The 17,138-nt window shown below is 33.8% G+C and carries 15 protein-coding genes; 14 read left to right on the forward strand and 1 reads right to left on the reverse strand.

Features of this window, described 5'->3' with window-relative positions:
* Positions 1-23: 23 nt before the first annotated feature.
* From BW929_RS06475 to holA, 3 genes are all read left to right on the forward strand, one after another.
* Positions 24-656 (forward strand): helix-hairpin-helix domain-containing protein, encoded by a 633-nt coding sequence (locus tag BW929_RS06475; RefSeq protein WP_076544555.1) that lies wholly within the window; start codon positions 24-26, stop codon positions 654-656.
* Positions 653-2,977 carry a DNA internalization-related competence protein ComEC/Rec2 gene (locus BW929_RS06480; protein ID WP_076544556.1) on the forward strand — a complete coding sequence of 775 codons (2,325 nt, stop codon included), beginning with the start codon at positions 653-655 and terminating at the stop codon, positions 2,975-2,977. Before BW929_RS06475 ends, BW929_RS06480 begins: the two co-directional genes overlap by 4 nt.
* 100 nt (positions 2,978-3,077) lie before the next feature.
* Positions 3,078-4,085 (forward strand): DNA polymerase III subunit delta, encoded by a 1,008-nt coding sequence (holA, locus tag BW929_RS06485; RefSeq protein ID WP_076544557.1) that lies wholly within the window; start codon positions 3,078-3,080, stop codon positions 4,083-4,085.
* Positions 4,086-4,209: 124 nt separating this feature from the next.
* Here the strand turns inward: holA and rpsT are convergent, their stop codons facing one another.
* A complete protein-coding gene (gene rpsT / locus BW929_RS06490) occupies positions 4,210-4,470 on the reverse strand; it encodes a 30S ribosomal protein S20 (protein WP_076544558.1) in 261 nt (86 codons plus the stop codon).
* Positions 4,471-4,729: 259 nt separating this feature from the next.
* On the opposite strand from rpsT, the gene lepA reads away from it, so the two are divergent.
* The 11 genes from lepA (at position 4,730) to BW929_RS06545 (ending at position 17,135) form a co-directional block, all read left to right on the forward strand.
* Positions 4,730-6,517 (forward strand): translation elongation factor 4, encoded by a 1,788-nt coding sequence (lepA, locus tag BW929_RS06495; protein WP_076544559.1) that lies wholly within the window; start codon positions 4,730-4,732, stop codon positions 6,515-6,517.
* Positions 6,510-7,736, forward strand: a complete 1,227-nt coding sequence (hemW, locus tag BW929_RS06500) for a radical SAM family heme chaperone HemW (RefSeq protein WP_076544560.1) — start codon at positions 6,510-6,512, stop codon at positions 7,734-7,736. Before lepA ends, hemW begins: the two co-directional genes overlap by 8 nt.
* Positions 7,737-7,834: 98 nt before the next feature.
* Positions 7,835-8,881, forward strand: coding sequence for a heat-inducible transcriptional repressor HrcA (hrcA, locus tag BW929_RS06505; protein ID WP_076544619.1), 1,047 nt, complete (start codon positions 7,835-7,837; stop codon positions 8,879-8,881).
* Between the two features lie 5 nt (positions 8,882-8,886).
* Complete coding sequence (grpE, locus tag BW929_RS06510) at positions 8,887-9,501, forward strand: nucleotide exchange factor GrpE (protein ID WP_076544561.1); 615 nt, start codon at positions 8,887-8,889, stop codon at positions 9,499-9,501.
* A gap of 89 nt (positions 9,502-9,590) precedes the next feature.
* Complete coding sequence (gene dnaK, locus BW929_RS06515; protein WP_076544562.1) at positions 9,591-11,471, forward strand: molecular chaperone DnaK; 1,881 nt, start codon at positions 9,591-9,593, stop codon at positions 11,469-11,471.
* Between the two features lie 126 nt (positions 11,472-11,597).
* The gene (gene dnaJ, locus BW929_RS06520) at positions 11,598-12,722 is read left to right on the forward strand and encodes a molecular chaperone DnaJ (protein WP_076544563.1); all 1,125 of its coding nucleotides are present in this window, start codon (positions 11,598-11,600) and stop codon (positions 12,720-12,722) included.
* 23 nt (positions 12,723-12,745) lie between these two features.
* The gene (locus BW929_RS06525) at positions 12,746-13,498 is read left to right on the forward strand and encodes a 16S rRNA (uracil(1498)-N(3))-methyltransferase (protein WP_076544564.1); all 753 of its coding nucleotides are present in this window, start codon (positions 12,746-12,748) and stop codon (positions 13,496-13,498) included.
* Positions 13,499-13,501: 3 nt separating this feature from the next.
* Positions 13,502-14,812: a tRNA (N(6)-L-threonylcarbamoyladenosine(37)-C(2))-methylthiotransferase MtaB gene (gene mtaB, locus BW929_RS06530; protein WP_076544565.1), complete on the forward strand. Its 1,311-nt coding sequence runs from the start codon at positions 13,502-13,504 to the stop codon at positions 14,810-14,812.
* Positions 14,813-14,915: 103 nt separating this feature from the next.
* Entirely contained in the window at positions 14,916-15,260 is a 345-nt protein-coding gene (locus BW929_RS06535; RefSeq protein ID WP_076544566.1) for a histidine triad nucleotide-binding protein, read from the forward strand.
* Positions 15,261-15,337: 77 nt separating this feature from the next.
* Complete coding sequence (locus tag BW929_RS06540; protein WP_076544567.1) at positions 15,338-15,787, forward strand: GatB/YqeY domain-containing protein; 450 nt, start codon at positions 15,338-15,340, stop codon at positions 15,785-15,787.
* A gap of 67 nt (positions 15,788-15,854) precedes the next feature.
* A complete protein-coding gene (locus BW929_RS06545; RefSeq protein ID WP_076544568.1) occupies positions 15,855-17,135 on the forward strand; it encodes an NfeD family protein in 1,281 nt (426 codons plus the stop codon).
* Positions 17,136-17,138: the final 3 nt, after the last annotated feature.

The raw sequence follows: 17,138 nt of genomic DNA on the forward strand, positions 1-17,138 counted from the left end.
ATAAAGATTTAGGAGGTGTAATAATGTTTAAAAATAAAGTCAATTTTATTTTAGTAGTATTTGTGTTGTTGATAGTTTTTATTTATTATAATCAGGATCCTGAGTCAGTTCTGGATTCCGGTTCAGAAAGTAATCTAAATATTTTAGAGACAGGTAAGATGCAGGATAATATAAATAATGAAGAACTAGATAAAAAAATTGTTGTTCATCTGGCGGGAAATGTAAAAAAACCTGGAGTATATAAATTAAATAAAAATGACAGGTTGGTTGATTTAATTAAGGCTGCTGGCGGTCTTAAAGAAAAGGCTGATCTGGCTAAGATAAATTTGGCTGAAAAATTATATGATGGCCAGAAAATATTTATTGAAGAAAAAATAAAAATTAAACCTAGTTCGACTTTTGCTGATCCAGAAAATGAAGTAAATGAGAAGTCTGTAATTAATAATTTTTCAGCTAATAGTTCTTTGATTAATATCAATCAGGCTGATCAAAATCGCTTAGAAAAATTGAGTGGAATTGGTCCTGCCAAGGCAGCAGCTATTATAAAGTATAGAGAGCAAAATGATTATTTTTCTCGTAAAGAAGACCTTTTAAATGTGAGTGGTATTGGAGAAAAAACGCTGGAAAATATTAGAGATGAGATTGTTTTACAGTGAAAATTAAGAGGAGACCTGCTTTTTTTCTGGCTGCAGCTTTAATGACTGGAATTTTAAGTAGTTATTTACTGATTAAGATGGAACTAATAGATATTCTAAAAATATTTATATTTATCGAAATAGTATATCTGTTTTTTTATATTTTCTTTATTTTAAATAGCAGCAAAAACTCAATTTATATCTGGCTGCTAATACTTTTTCTGATTCTTGGTAGTGTTTTATATAGCTTTCAGGAATATAAATATAGAAGTAATTACTCCTGTATAAATTCTGCTGATGAGGGTTTGAATAAAGTTCTGGCTGAAATTAAATTTGATATTGGTGATCTGGAAAGTGATCAGATTTGTCTTAAACCAGTTAGGATTAATGGGAAAAAAACTAAATATGGTAAAATAATTTTAAATTCTAAAATGATTAAGAGGTTTAATGATGGTGATCTGGTTAGCCTGGAACTGAAATTAAATAAACCGACTCCTGCTTTAAATCCGGGTGCATTTTCTTATCTTAAATATTTAAAAAAGCAAGAAATTTATCTTCAGGGGTGGGACCCTCATAATATTAGTCTGCTCAGGCAGAAAAAAACATTTAGAAACTTAATTATTAATATTAAAAAAATTTTTATCAAAAAAATAAATTGTTTATTCTCTAAAGATAAGGCTGCCTTTATTAAAGCAATTTTGCTTGGTGAAAGAAAATATTTAAGCTATAAGCAGGAGTCACTGCTTCGAAATGCAGGTGCCAGTCATTTGCTTGCTATCTCGGGACTGCACATGGGTATTTTAATTTTTACTTTCTCTTTTATTTTATTTAAACTCTGTTCTGAAAGGAGAAATGCGCTTTATTTACTTAGCATTTTAACTTTTATCTATATTATCATGGTCGGGGCTGCTATTTCTATAATTAGGGCGGCACTACTTGCTTTATTATTTTTATGGTCAGATGAATTTAATCGTGAGGGAGATTTTTTAAATATTATTTCTCTAACTTTAATTGTCAACCTGATTATAGATCCTTCTGCTTTATTTAGTGTATCTTTACAGCTATCTTATATTCTTGTACTGGCACTATTTTATCTAACTCCTTTATTTAATCAGTTTTTACCGGTTTTTTTTGCTGTCTCAGTTTCTGCACAACTTTCTTCTCTGGCTGTAGTTGCTTATTATTTTAATGAATATTCTTTTATTGCTTTAATCACAAATCTCTGGGCAATTCCATTGATTACAATACTTCTACCTTTAATATTTTTTATACTTATATTTTCTTTTATAAGTTTAAATCTGCTAAAAGTCCCTGTTCTTTTAGTGAGCCTGGGATTGAAAATTTTATTTGCTGGTCTGGAGCTGATGACTTCGATTCAGGGTAAAGCCCTGATCATTGCTCAGCCTAAAGTAATAATTGTTATTTTTTACTACTTGCTTTTGTTTAGTTTACCCTATGTTTATCAAAAAAGATATATTAATTTAAAAGCCAGGCAGTATAGAATCTGGCGGTTAATAGTTCCAGTTCTATTAATCATAGTTATAATTTCTTTTTTTATAAATCCAACATCTGGTAATCTGGAAATAAATTATTTAGCTGTCGGACAGGGAGATGGGATATTAATTCAATTTCCAGATGGCAAAAATATGCTGCTTGATACAGGACCTCCAGGTAGTGAAGGTAGAAATATCGAATACAGTATTATCTCATATCTTAATTACCTTGGCATTAGAAGTCTTGATTATCTGATGATCAGTCATTTTGATGCAGATCATGCAGGAGGACTTAGCCATCTGCTTCAGCGGAAAAATGTTAAATCAATTATGATTCCTCCCTATCTGCAAAAAACTGATTTACATTATCAGCTGGCAGCAGAAATAGATAAAGATTCGAAAGTAAACTTTTTAACTGCAGGCATGAGTTTTAAAATTGCTGATTGTTACTTTAAAATATTGAACCCGGCGCCAGATAATATTAGCGAAGATCGGAATGAAAACTCAATTGTTTTTCTACTGAAATATAAAAAAAGAAATTTCTTGTTTACAGGTGACTTATCTAAAGATGGGGAAGCAAAAATAATTAAAAAATATAATCTACCTGAAATTGATATTCTCAAGGTAGGTCATCACGGCAGTAAAAGCTCAAGTGGGAAAATTATGCTTTCACAATTAAAACCTAAGCTGGCTATTATCTCTGTTGGCAGAAATAATTTTGGTCATCCTGCCAGAGAAGTTATCAATAGATTTAATAAGTTAAAAATAAAATATTTACGTACTGATCAGCAGGGAATGATTAAAATAATTTCTGATGGTCAAAATATTAAGCTAAACACTTTTAAATAAAAATTCAGTTGAGTTATTTTTCTGACTGGAGAGGATCCCTAAAATATGTTAAACTATAATAGCAGATAAAGTTATTTATAATTATTGAGGTGTAATAAAAATGGATGTAGAAGGATTTATTAAGAGTGAAAAAAAAGCAAAGAGTTTATATTATATTTATGCAGAAAACTCATATTTAAGGAATAAATTTAAAGAAAAATTTATTGCAAAATTTGTGCCGGAGTTAATAAGGGATTTTAATCTTTCTTATGTTAATCCAGGAGAAGACTATTTAAAAAGACTTTCAAATGCTGTTAAGACTCCTCCGATGGGAGCAGAAAAAAGATTTGTTATTTCTCATTTTGGTGATGATGAATCTTTAAACAAGAAAGAAAAGCAGAAACTTCTGGATATTTTTAATAATTTAGATAAGAGTGTAAGTCTGCTATTTCTAACAGCAAATAAGGTAGATAAAAGAAAAAAGTTTTATCTTAATTTAAAGAAAATTGCTGTGTATCAGGAATTTGAAACTCCTCGTTATCGAGATCTGGATCAGTGGATTATTAAGCGTTTTCACAACCATAATAAAAAAATTGATAGACAGAGTATAAAAATGCTGGAAAATATGTTTAGTAATAAACTGGAAATTTTAAATAGTGAGATAGAAAAAATTATAACTCGCTATCCAGATAAGCAGAAGCTCTCATATTATGATCTTAAGGCTATAATCAGCAGAGAAAAATTTTTAGAAGATGAAGAAATTTTTAGTTTTTTAGATTTGATTGGTGATAAAAAAACTGATCAGGCTCTTTTGACTTTAAAAGAAATGTTAAATAAAGGAGTATATCCTCTGTATTTACTGACAATGCTCAAGAATCAAATTGAACTTTTGATGCAGGTTAAATTTTACAGTCAGTATACTCATGATAACCGAGAAATAGCCAGGAAAATAAATAAGCACCCCTATCCAGTAAAAAAAGCAATGCAGAGATGTAAAAACTTTACTCAAAAAGAACTTGAAAAAATTCTAGAAGAAATTTTACAGGCTAATTATCATTTTTTAACCGGTTACTACCCAGATCAGAATACCGCTTTAGAAATGATTATAATTAAATCAATTGCCTATTAAAAAAATCCAGCCTCAGCTTCAGACGAAGGGGCTGGATTTTTATATTTAAAAACAAAAACTCACCCAGCTGGATGAGTTTAATAATTTAAAAGATAGCTATCTTTTAAACAAATTCAATTTTAAATTACATATTATTATACATCTTTGTGAGGCGGGATTTTTTGCGGGCTGCATTGTTCTTATGAATAATATTTCTTGTTACAGCCTTATCGATGACCTTTTTAGTCTCTTTTAACTGTTCTGCAGCAGCTTCTTTGTCCCCTGCTTCAACTGCTTTTTCCATATCCTTAATCGCATTTTTTAATCTGTCCTTCCACTCGCGATTTTGAGCAGTTTTCTTTTCTGTGATTTTAACTCTTTTCTTAGCAGATTTAATAATAGGCATCTAACTTCACCCCCTCTTAAATGTAAGTATTTATACTCTCAGACTTAATTTGCAACATTTCAATTTTAACATGTTGTTCTTTAAAATGCAAGAGTTAAATTTAAAAAATCAGTCCCAGGTTAAAAGAGTTTAAAGATATCTATCTTAATTAAGGCAGCCTAAAAAGAGAATTGATTAATAGAGCCAAGTATAATATAATAAAATTGCTGTAAATATATTTTGGTTAGAGCAAAATGATTCAAAAAAGGAGGAAGTTTTTTTGCAGACTGAAAAAATAAGAAATTTTTGCATAATTGCTCATATTGATCACGGGAAATCAACTCTTGCTGATCGTATGTTAGAATATACAGGAACTATTACAGACCGTAAAATGCAGGAACAGGTTTTAGATAAAATGGATTTAGAAAGAGAAAGAGGGATAACAATTAAGGCTCAAGCAGTAACTATTGAGCATCAGGGGTTTGAGTTAAATTTAATTGATACTCCTGGCCATGTTGATTTTGCCTATGAGGTTTCTCGATCTCTGGCTGCCTGTGAGGGAGCTCTTTTAGTAATTGACGCTGCTCAGGGTGTGGAGGCACAGACTATGGCCAATATTTATCTGGCCTTAGAGCATGATTTAGAAATTATTCCGGTTATTAATAAAATTGATTTACCGTCCGCCAATCCTCAGCGAGTTAAAGAGCAGCTTTTAGACATAGGAATAGATCCGGATGAGGCGATTTTAGCCAGTGCTAAAGAGGGAACCAATATTGATCAGATTCTAGAAGCCATTATTGAGCGTGTTCCAGCACCTCACAACGGGGAAAACAAAGCTTTAAGAGCTCTGGTTTTCGATACTCTTTATGATTCCTACCAGGGAGTAATCGCTTATGTAAGAGTAATGGAGGGTTCGGTTAAAAAAGGGGATAAAATTTTATTAATGTCCAATCAAAAAAGTTATGAGGTTGATGAGGTTGGATTTTTTAGCCCGGCTATGCAGAAAAAAGACGAATTGAGTTCAGGTGAGGTCGGTTATATTATTTCAGGGATTAAAGATGTTCGAAACTGCAGGGTCGGAGATACAATTACTTTAAAAAATAATCCAGCTAAAAAAGCTCTTCCTGGTTATCAGAAAGTACAGCCGATGGTATTCAGCGGACTTTATCCGACTGACAATGCTGACTATGAAGTATTAAAAGAAGCTTTAGAAAAATTACAGTTAAATGATGCATCCTTTACTTTTGAGCCCGAAACCTCTGAGGCGCTTGGTTTTGGCTTTCGCTGTGGCTTTTTAGGGCTGCTGCATATGGAGGTTATACAGGAAAGACTGGAAAGAGAATATGATCTGGATCTTGTAATTACCGCTCCCAGTGTTGAATATCAGATTATCAAAAAGAATGGTGAGCAACTTAGAATAGAAAATCCGGCAGCTTTTCCCGAACAAAGCGAAATTGATAAAATTAAGGAACCTTTTGTAACTGCAGAGATTCATCTGCCGGAAGAATATGTTGGTCAGGCAATGGAGCTCTGTCAGGATAATCGGGGTGATTTTAAAGACATGCAGTATATAGATCAAGATCGAGTTACCTTAAAATATGAAATGCCTTTAAGTGAAATTATTACTGATTTTTTTAATCAGTTAAAATCAAAGACCAGGGGTTATGCAACCTTAGATTATGAGTTAGAAGGGTATAAAGAATCAAAGCTGGTCAAACTTGATATTCTGGTAAATAAAGAGGTCGTTGATGCTCTTTCTACAATTGTACATGACGAAAATTCATATCAACAGGGGAATGCTCTGGTAAGGAGATTAAAGGAAGTAATACCAAGACATATGTTTAAAGTTCCAATTCAGGCTGCTGTTGGTGGGAAAATTATTGCCAGAGTTAATATTCCTGCTATGCGTAAAAATGTTCTGCAGAAATGTTACGGTGGAGATGTCAGCCGTAAAAGAAAATTACTAGAAAAGCAGAAGGAAGGAAAAAAGAGAATGAAACAGGTTGGAAGTGTAGAAATTCCTCAGGAAGCATTTATGACAGTTTTAGAGAGGGATGAAAATGCCTGATTTAAGTTTTAAGCAAGCAAATGCTTTATATATTCATTTTCCGTTCTGCAGCAGTAAATGTCCTTACTGTGACTTTTATTCAGTTAAATATTCGAAAAAAAGGGTGGACCTTTACTGGTTCGCCCTTTTTATGGAATTGGAAGAATTATCTCAAAAAGTAGATAATAATTTACTGCAGACAATTTATTTTGGTGGTGGGACTCCTTCTCTGGTGCCTCCATTTTATATTAAAGAAATGATCAAATTGATAAGAAAGAGATTTAGGGTCACTCCAACTGCAGAAATTACTGCAGAAGTAAACCCTGCTTCTATTAATGAAGAAAAAATAGTTGCTTTGAAAAGAGCCGGAATTAACAGATTAAGTGTAGGAATTCAGAGTTTTAATGATCATCATTTAAGCTTTTTGGGACGAGAAAGCAGTGGTGAAAAGAATAAAAAGATATTAAATTTAGTTAACAATTATTTCAATAATTATAGTGCTGATCTGATTTTTGCTTTGCCCAATCAGACTTTAAATGAGTTAAAAAAAGATTTGGAAACTTTGTTAAGTTTTAAACCTCCTCACATCTCTTTATATAACCTGGAAATACACGAAAACACACCATTTTATAAGCGTTATAATAGAGGTGAACTCAAATTACCGGCAGAAGAACTGGATGCAGAGATGTATGAGTTTGCTTTAGAACAACTAACTGCTGCTGATTATCAACACTATGAAATCTCAAATTTTGCTCAGAGAGCTTATAGAGCTCGTCATAATTATATTTACTGGTTATTTGAGCCTTATTTAGCACTAGGACCAGGGGCGGCTGCTTTTGATGGCAGTTGTAGATCAGAAAATATAGCTGATTTAAATCATTATCTTAAATATTATAATCCGGAAAAATTAAGTTTTAAAGAAATAATTGAAAATAATCAGCTTTTAGATTCGGTAAAAAAATTTAATCCTAATCCAGAAATTAAAATTAGAAATTTGAACTGCCTCAGTAAGAAAGAACAAATGGCTGAATATTCATTTCTGGCATTAAGAACCTCAGCAGGCATATTTTATCATCAATTTTATCGTAAATTTGATCTAGAGTTTAAATTAGTATATAAAGATGAGATTAAAGAATTAAAGTCAAGTAAATTAATTAAAGAGGGAAATGAACGTATTTATTTAACAGAGAAGGGAAAAGAATTGGCAAATGAAGTTTTTTTGAAATTTTTGCTGGACTAAATTGAATTATAATTTGACAAAAAAAAATCAATATGTTATTTTATTATTAGCTGTTAGCACTCTCCTTAATTGAGTGCTAAAAAAAGAGGTGAGAAATGATGGTTGAAGAATTAGATCCAAGGAAAAAACGAATACTGCAGGCCATCATTCAGGAACACATAATTTCTGCATCTCCGATTGGCTCAAGGACACTTGCAAAAAAATATAATCTGGATGTAAGTCCTGCAACTATCAGAAATGAAATGGCTGATCTAGAAGATTTAGGTTATTTAGAACAGCCTCATACTTCTGCTGGTCGAGTGCCTTCTGATAAGGGTTATCGTTATTATGTTGATCAGATTGTCAGCAGAGAAAAGAATGAGGCCCCTGGTGTAATCGAAAATATAGAAAATTTGTATCAGGATCTTCAGGATGTACAGGATATAATTTCTGGTATGGCAAAAATGCTTTCAAATATGACTCATTATACTGCTATGGTTAGTGAGCCTAAGAGTCAGGTGAGCCGTTTAAAAAAAGTTGAAATTATGCAGCTGGCAGATAATTCGCTGCTTTTAGTTCTGGTAACTGATGCTGGAATGGTTAATAATAAAATTATCAATCTGGATCAGAGTTTATCCACGGGTAAAATTTCCTATCTTAATAAATTTTTAAGTGAAAAGCTGGAAAATAAATTACTTGCTAATCTGGATACTAGATATTTAAAAGAAGTAGAAAAAGAACTAATGGCCAGGCTGGACCTGTCTGTTGGCCTGTTTAAACAGTTTTATAATGAGTTTGAAGGTGCATTTGAACCAGGTGGAGTTAAAGTTTATCTGGGGGGTACCTCCTATATTTTAGAACAGCCTGAATTTAATGATTTAGAAAAGGTAAAAAAAATGCTCAGACTGCTTGATCAAGAGGAAATGCTTAACAAAATCATTAACAGTATTTCTGGTTCTGATCTCGAAATTAAGATTGGCCAGGAAAATGAGGTTGAAGATATCAAAAACTGCTCACTGGTTGTAGCAACTTATTATATTTCAAATCGAGCAGTTGGAAAAATTGGAGTTATTGGTCCCACCCGAATGGAATATCCGCGTGTTATTTCATCGGTTGATGTTATATCAGATATTTTGGGTAAATTAATTTCTAAAGCTAGTGGGTGATAATTATGAACAGAGAAAAAGAAAATAATGAATTAAAAGAAGAAAACAAAGAACAGGATACTGAAGAAACTGTTCAGGCAGAAGAAAATGAAAAAAGCAAAACTGAAGAATTTGAAGAACTTGACGGGATCCAAATAGAACTTTCCCGGGAAGAATTAATTGAAGAAGTAAAAGAGAAGAATAAAAAAATTGAAGAAATGGATGCTGAAATAGATGATTTACTGAGCAGATTACAGCGCTTGCAGGCTGATTTTGTGAACTATCGCAAGAGAAGTCAGCGCGAAAAAGCTGAGATGTCTGCGCGTGGTAAAATCAAACTATGTGCAAGTTTGCTGCCTGTTATTGATAATTTTGAGCGGGCTTTAAAATCAGAAGAGAGTGAAAGTGATTTTTATAAAGGGGTCGAGATGATCTATAATCAGCTTTTAAAAACTTTTGCTGATCAGGGTATTGAAGAAATTTTAGCTAAAGGTGAAGAATTTAATCCTGAGTACCATGAAGCAATTATGAGAGTTGAAAGTGAAGAGTTTGAAGAAGGGACAGTTGTTGAGGTAGTTCAAAAAGGGTTCACCCTTGATGATAGAGTTATTAGACCGGCGATGGTTAAAGTAGCCGGATAAAATAAAGTTTTAACTTTTTAATAAATTTTGTTTTAATTTAAACTTTGTTTAAAAAATTTGGACAACAATTTTATAAGGAGGAATATAAAATGGGTAAAGTAATTGGTATTGACTTAGGAACAACTAATTCCTGTGTAGCAGTAATGGAAGGTGGAGAACCAACCGTTATTCCAAATAAGGAAGGTGCTCGAACTACTCCTTCTGTAGTAGCATATTCTAAAAAAGGGGAAAGAATTGTTGGTGAGCATGCTAAGCGTCAGGCGGTAACTAATCCTGATCAGACAGTAGCTTCCATCAAAAGACACATGGGATCTGATTATAAAGTAACACTGAATGAGGAAGAATATAATCCTCAGCAGATTTCTGCGATGATCTTACAGAAATTAAAAAGAGATGCTGAAGAGTATTTAGGTGAAGAAGTAGAAGAAGCTGTAATTACAGTTCCAGCTTATTTTAGTGATGCTCAGCGTCAGGCAACAAAAGATGCCGGTAAAATTGCTGGCCTAAAAGTAGAAAGAATTATTAATGAGCCTACAGCGGCTTCCTTAGCTTATGGTCTTGATGATAAGGGAGAAGAAACTATTCTAGTTTATGACCTTGGTGGAGGTACCTTTGATGTTTCAATTCTTGATATCGGAGATGGAGTTTTCGAAGTTATTGCAACTAATGGTAATAACCATCTAGGTGGAGATGACTTTGATCAGAGAATTATTGATTATCTGGCAGAGGAATTTCAAAATAGAACTGGAATTGATTTAAAGAAAGATAAGATGGCATTACAGCGTTTAAAAGACGCTGCTGAGAAAGCAAAAATTGAACTTTCAAGTGTAAAACAGACCAATATTAATCTGCCATTTATTACTCAGACTGATGAAGGTCCCGAACATTTAGATATTGATCTGACCAGAGCAAAATTTGAGAGTTTAATTAGCGATTTAGTTGAACAGACAATGGAACCAGCTCGTAAAGCGTTAAAAGATGCTGGTATGGATAAATCTGACATAGATGAAGTTATCTTAGTTGGTGGATCTACCAGAATTCCTGCTGTTCAGGAAGCTGTTAAAGAATTAATTGGCAAAGATGCACATAAAGGTATTAATCCTGATGAGGTTGTAGCTGTTGGTGCTGCAATTCAGGGTGGTATTTTAGCTGGTGATGTAGATGATGTAGTACTTCTGGATGTTACACCTTTGTCTTTAGGTATTGAAACACTGGGTGGAGTATTTACCAAGTTAATTGATAGAAATACTACAATCCCTACTTCAAAATCAAAGATTTTCTCCACAGCAACCGATAACCAGTCAAGTGTGGATATTCATGTTCTGCAGGGAGAAAGAAAGATGGCTAAAGATAATAAGACTCTGGGACGTTTCCAGCTGACAGATATTCCACCTGCACCACGTGGAGTGCCTCAGATCGAAGTAGAGTTTGATATTGACAAAAACGGTATTGTGCATGTAGCTGCTAAAGATAAGGGAACAGGTAATGAGCAGAAGATCACTATTAAGTCAACAAGTGGTTTATCTGACGAAGAAATTGAAGATATGGTAAAAGATGCTGAAGAACATGCTGAAGAAGATAAAAAACGAGTAGAAAAGATAGAAACTCGCAATGAAGCTGATGCTTTAGTCCATCAGACAGAAAAGACTTTAGATGAAGCAGGAGATAAAGTTGATTCTGCTATTAAGGAGAAAGTTGAGGCAGCTAAGGACGAGCTTAAAGATGTATTAGATAATGAAGATGCTGAAACTGAAGAAATCAAAGAAAAAATGGAAGCTTTAACTGATGAACTGACAGAATTAAGTTCTGAATTATACTCTCAAGCAGAAGGAGCTCAAGCTGGAGCAGGAGCTGCTGGTGCCGGTGCTCAAGCTGGAGCAGGACAGGCAGGTCCACAGTCACAGTCCGAAGCTGACGATAATACAGTAGATGTAGACTTTGAAGAAGTAGAAGAAGACGAAGAAAAATAAATCAGATAGTTTAAAAACCCACAATAATTATTATTAGTGAGTAAGGGGAAAGACGTTTCAGTTTAGGGAGAGTAGGCCTCTCCCTATAACTGTTTTCTCTTTCTTTTTTAGAGAGGTGATTCTAAAATGGCAAAAAAAGATTATTACGAGCTGCTCGGTGTTGACCGGGATGCCGATCAAAAAGAAATTAAGCGAGCTTATCGTAAGCTGGCCAAAAAATATCATCCTGATATGAATCAGGATAAAGATACCTCAGATAAGTTTAAGGAAATTTCTGAGGCCTATGAAATCTTAAGTGATCCGGATAAAAGAGCACGTTATGATCAATACGGACATTCGGGAATTAATGATCAGGACTTTAATTTTGACGACTTTGCTCAGGGTGGTTTTGGTGGACTTGATGATCTATTTAACATGTTTGGTTTTGGCGGTGGTATGGGAGGTCGCAGACGTAATGGCCCTCGCCGCGGAGCTGATTTACAGTACAGACTTGAAATCAAGTTTGAAGAAGCTGCTTTTGGTGGCAAAAAGGAAATTAGAATCCCCCGGGAGGAAGAGTGTGATCACTGTAATGGCAGTGGTGCTGAACCGGGAACAGATGTAAAAACCTGTCCGGAATGTAATGGACAGGGGCAGGTGCGCAGCAGTCAACAAACTCCTTTTGGTCAGTTTACTCAGAGTAGAGTCTGTCCCAAATGTGGTGGAGATGGTAAAATAGTTGAAGAAGCCTGTCATAAATGTAATGGTTCAGGTAAGGTGCGTAAACAGCGCAAATTAACTGTTAATATTCCAGCTGGTGTTGATACAGGAACCAGACTTAGAATGTCTGGAGAAGGACAGGCAGGAGAAAAAGGTGGGCCTGCAGGTGATTTATATATTGTAATCGATGTTCAGGACCACAAAATCTTTGATCGTAAAGGAGATGACCTTTACTGTGAGGTTCCAATAAGTTTTGTTCAGGCTTCCCTTGGTGATAAAATTAAAGTACCTACTTTAGAGGGGAAGGTTCAGTTTGATATTCCTGAGGGAACACAGCCGGGCACAACTTTTAGACTCAAAAACAAAGGTATTCAGCATCTTAATGGTTATGGTCGTGGTGATCAGTATATTAAGGTTAAAGTTATGATTCCAAAAGACTTAGATGCTAAACAGAAGGAATTGCTGGCGGAATTTGCAGAAATTAGTGGTGAAGAAATAAATCCGGAGCATAAAAGTTTCTTAAAAAAAATAAAAGATGCAATTAATATTTAAATTCCAATAATGGAGTGAAAAAAATGCATAGATTTTTTATAGATCAGAGTACTGAAATTGAAAGGAAAGTAATTATTTCTGGAAATGACTATAACCATCTAAAAAATTCCCTGCGCCTAAATATAGGTGACAGGGTTATTCTTTCTGATGGTAATGGTTTTGATATGAAAGCAGAAATAATTAATTTTAATGATGATGGGGCCGAACTTGTAGTTTTAACTAAAGAAAAATCAAAAGTCGAATCAGAAATTAAGGTCTGGCTGGCTCAGGGCTTACCCAAAAAGAGCAAAATGGATTTAATAGTCGAAAAAGCAACAGAAATTGGTTTTGCCGGTTTAATTCCTTTAGAAAGCAAAAGAACTATAGTAAAATATAATCATAAGAAAAAAGATAAAAAACAGAGCCGCTGGCAGCGAGTTGTTGAAGCAGCAGCAAAACAGTCAGGAAGATCTGTGATTCCAGAAATCAAAGATTTTTGTAGTTCAGATAATCTTAAGGACTTAAAGGAAAAATTTGATTATATTTTAGTTTTATGGGAAGATGAAACCAGTTATTCTATTAAACAATTTTTTAAAGATAATAATGTTAAGCGGGATGCCAAAATTTTGCTGATTATTGGTCCTGAGGGAGGTTTTTCTGAGTCAGAAGTTGAGAAATTCAAAACTGAACTGGGAGCAGAAATTATCAGCCTGGGGCCAAGAATTTTAAGAACAGAAACTGCAGGTATTGCTGCTTTAACAGCAATTTTATATGAGAAAGGTGAACTTGGTGATTAAAAAATGATTAAAAAAGCAGCTTTTTATACCTTAGGTTGTAAAGTAAATCAGTATGAAACAGAAGCTGTAATAGATATATTTTTAGACAGCGGTTATCAGATTGTAGATTTTTCAGAAGAGGCAGATGTTTATATAGTTAACAGTTGTACAGTAACCAATGAGGCTGCTCGCAAAACAAGACAGATCGCTCGTCGAGCTAAAAGACGCTCTCCTGGTAGTTTAGTAGCGATTGTTGGCTGCTATACTCAGGCGTTTCCAGATGAGGTCAGCGAAATAGAAGAAATTGATCTGGTGATGGGTAGTAATAACAAAGCAAAAATTCTGGATAAAACTGAAGAAATGTTAGCCGGTAGAGATGTTGATACTAAAGTTAAAGAATATAAGCAGCTCAGAGATTATGAAGATTTAAACTTAAAACGTCTTTCTAATACTACCAGGGCCAATGTTAAGATTGAAGATGGCTGTAATCAATTTTGCAGTTATTGTATAATCCCCTATGCTAGAGGTCCAGTCCGCAGTCGAAAAAAAGAAGACATTGTAGCAGAAGTTAAAAAATTAACTAAGCAAGGAGTAAAAGAAATTATTTTAACCGGTACCCATCTTGGGGCTTATGGTAGTGAAAAAGGGAATTCTCAGGCTTTAACCGAACTAATGCAGATTTTGACTGAAATCGATGAACTTCAAAGGGTACGGTTAAGTTCAATTGAAGGTACAGAGATTGATAGCGGAATGATGGACTTGATTTCTAAAGAAGATATTTTCTGTCCTCATTTACATTTACCCCTGCAGAGTGGCAGTGACAAAATTTTAAAGGCTATGAAGAGACCTTATTCAGTTAAAGAATTTAAGGAAACTGTAGCTGAACTCAGGAAACGCATTCCTAATCTAGCAATAACTACAGATGTGATTGTTGGATTCCCCGGGGAAACTGAGACAACTTTTAAAGAAACTTTAGATCTAGTAAAAGAGATCGGATTTGCTAAAGTCCATGTTTTTCCTTATTCAGCTAGAGAAGGTACACCTGCAGCGGAGATGGAGCAGTTAAATGGAAATCTTGTAACAGAATACAGTAAAGAGTTGAGAGTTGTTAATGAGGCTTTAATGCTTGATTATCAAAAAAAATTCCTGGGAGAAAAAAAAGAAGTTTTAATTGAAGAGGTCAGAGATCATCAAACCAATTTACTAACTGGTTATACTGATAATTATCTAAAAGTTTTAGTTGATGGACCTGATAAACTTAAAAATGAACTTGTTGAAGTGAAACTGGCAGAAACTTTTGATTCTTATCATATTTTGGGAAAAATAATAGATTAGCAGGAATATTCTTCTTTTAAGAGAATATAGTTAATAGTCAGGGTTTTGATAAGATTATTGGCTAAAGTTTATTGTTTAAGTGAAGATTAAAGGAGGGGTTGTTTTGACAGACTGTTTATTTTGTAAAATTTCTGCAGGTAAAATGGATACTGATTTTGTTTATGAAGATGATAAATTGGTAGTTTTTGAAGATATTAATCCTCAGGCACCTGTTCACTTATTAATTGTTCCTAAAAAGCATATTGCTGATTTAAATAATTTAGAAGAAAGTGAAAACGAGTTAATTGGTCATGTATATCAGGTAGCTAAAAAAATGGCAGCTGAAAAAGGGATAGCTGATTCAGGTTATAGACTTGTAAGTAACTGTGGTGATGATGGTGGTCAGACCGTTTTTCATATTCATTTTCATCTGTTAGGTGGACGTACTCTGCAGTGGCCTCCTGGTTAAAGAAGATAATGTTAGGAAATACTGGTTTATAATAAGTTATCAAATACGTTTTATGTAATAAGATTGGAGATGTTAAAATGAGTGAATTAAAAGAACAATTATTAGAAGATATGAAAAAGGCAATGAAGAAAAAAGATAAAGCCAGACTTTCAGTTATTAGAATGACTCGTTCTGAGATTAAAAATAAAGAAATTGAAACAGGCGAAGAATTAGATGACCAGGGTGTAACTGCTGTGATTGCAAAGCAGGTAAAGCAGATTAAAGATTCTCTTTCTGATTTTGAAAAATCGGGAAAAGAAGATGTTATAAAAAAATTACATCAGGAAATTGAAATACTGCAGGAATATTTGCCTGAGCAGATGTCAGAAGAGGAAATTGATCAACTTGTAGAAGAAGTTATTGCAGAAACTGGTGCTGAAAACATGTCTGATATGGGAAAAGTTATGGGAGCCATTATGCCCAGGATTAAGGGAAAAGCTGACGGCTCTCTGGTTAGTGCAAAAGTAAAAGAAAAATTAAGCAGCTAATTAAAAAGTTGAATTTTTTATAGAGGGGTAATTCCCCTCTTTATCCCTCTTTAAGGGAGGTCAGCAGATGAAAAGAAAAATTATATTTTTTTTAATCTTATTGTTGATTTTTAGTTTCTATACGATTGCAGTCGAAGCGGAAGTAATCCACCTAAAAATTGATGGTGAAATTAATAATGCCGAATATGCTTTTATTAATAAAAATTTGACTGCGGCTGAAAAAGAGAGGGCAGAATTTATAATTATAGAAATCAATTCTCTTGGTGGCTATGTGGACCCTGCCCTTAAAATTAGAGATCGAATTTTAGAATCGGATAGAGAAGTAGTTACCTTTGTCAGTGGAAGAGCCTGGTCTGCTGCTGCCCTGATTGCTCTTGCGGGTGAGGAAATGTTTATTTCTCCTTCTGCAAGTATTGGAGCTGCCGAAACAAGGCCTAAAGAAGAAAAGTATATTTCTGCTTTAAGGAAAGAATTTGCAGCTACAGCAGAAAGAAGAAATAAAAATCCTCAAATTGCTGAAGCAATGGTTGATTCTTCAATTGAAATTAATGATTTGATAGAAAAAGATAAACTTTTAACTCTAACGGCAGCTGAAGCCCTTAAATATCAGATTGCAGATTTTAGTGCTTCTACTTTGGCTGATGTTGCAGTGATTAAGAAAGTTAATTTAAGTGATATTAAAACTGTCGAAAAGACTACTCTGGAAGTTATTATGGGTATTATCAGCGGCCCGTATATCAGTTCACTGGTTTTAATTATTGCTTTTTCTGCTTTGATTTTTGAGGCTCTGACTCCTGGTTTTGCTCTTGGAGGTACTATAGGGATACTTGCTTTATTAGTCTTTTTTGCGAGCCATATTTTTACTGGATCAATAGGAACCGGGATTGTAATCTTATTTATCATTGGAATCATATTGATTTTGGCAGAAATTTTTATTATTCCTGGCTTTGGAATTGCTGGTATAACTGGAATTGCAGCAGTTATAGTTAGTTTGTTTTTTATTTTTCCCAATACGACAATTGCAATTAATGTTTTATTGGCAGTGATTTTAGTTACTCTGGTAATAGCAGTTTTAATGTTTAAAAAGTTTGGTAGTAGCCGTTTTTGGAAGCGAATTTCTTTAGAAAGTAATTCTGAAAACTATTATTCTTCAAGTTCAAAAACAGATTATTTGAATCAGGAAGCTAAAACACTTTCTAAGTTACGTCCTGCTGGTACAATAGTGATTGCTGGGAAAAGAGTTGATGCTGTCAGTGAAGGAGCTTTTATAGAAAAAGGTAAAAAAGTAAAGGTGATTTCTGTTTCTGGTTCAAGAGTTGTTGTCAGGGAAATATCAGAGGGGGAATAAATA

The organism is Halanaerobium kushneri (assembly GCF_900156285.1).
In the GTDB taxonomy this organism is placed as follows: Bacteria; Bacillota; Halanaerobiia; order Halanaerobiales; family Halanaerobiaceae; genus Halanaerobium; species Halanaerobium kushneri.

Excerpts from the sequence above, each read along its gene's own strand:
- BW929_RS06475 (WP_076544555.1), top strand. The coding sequence starts at position 24 with ATGTTTAAAAATAAAGTCAATTTTATTTTAGTAGTATTTGTGTTGTTG.
- holA (WP_076544557.1), top strand. The coding sequence starts at position 3,078 with ATGGATGTAGAAGGATTTATTAAGAGTGAAAAAAAAGCAAAGAGTTTA.
- rpsT (WP_076544558.1), bottom strand. The coding sequence starts at position 4,470 with ATGCCTATTATTAAATCTGCTAAGAAAAGAGTTAAAATCACAGAAAAG.
- hemW (WP_076544560.1), top strand. The coding sequence starts at position 6,510 with ATGCCTGATTTAAGTTTTAAGCAAGCAAATGCTTTATATATTCATTTT.
- hrcA (WP_076544619.1), top strand. The coding sequence starts at position 7,835 with ATGGTTGAAGAATTAGATCCAAGGAAAAAACGAATACTGCAGGCCATC.
- grpE (WP_076544561.1), top strand. The coding sequence starts at position 8,887 with ATGAACAGAGAAAAAGAAAATAATGAATTAAAAGAAGAAAACAAAGAA.
- dnaK (WP_076544562.1), top strand. The coding sequence starts at position 9,591 with ATGGGTAAAGTAATTGGTATTGACTTAGGAACAACTAATTCCTGTGTA.
- dnaJ (WP_076544563.1), top strand. The coding sequence starts at position 11,598 with ATGGCAAAAAAAGATTATTACGAGCTGCTCGGTGTTGACCGGGATGCC.
- BW929_RS06525 (WP_076544564.1), top strand. The coding sequence starts at position 12,746 with ATGCATAGATTTTTTATAGATCAGAGTACTGAAATTGAAAGGAAAGTA.
- mtaB (WP_076544565.1), top strand. The coding sequence starts at position 13,502 with ATGATTAAAAAAGCAGCTTTTTATACCTTAGGTTGTAAAGTAAATCAG.
- BW929_RS06540 (WP_076544567.1), top strand. The coding sequence starts at position 15,338 with ATGAGTGAATTAAAAGAACAATTATTAGAAGATATGAAAAAGGCAATG.
- BW929_RS06545 (WP_076544568.1), top strand. The coding sequence starts at position 15,855 with ATGAAAAGAAAAATTATATTTTTTTTAATCTTATTGTTGATTTTTAGT.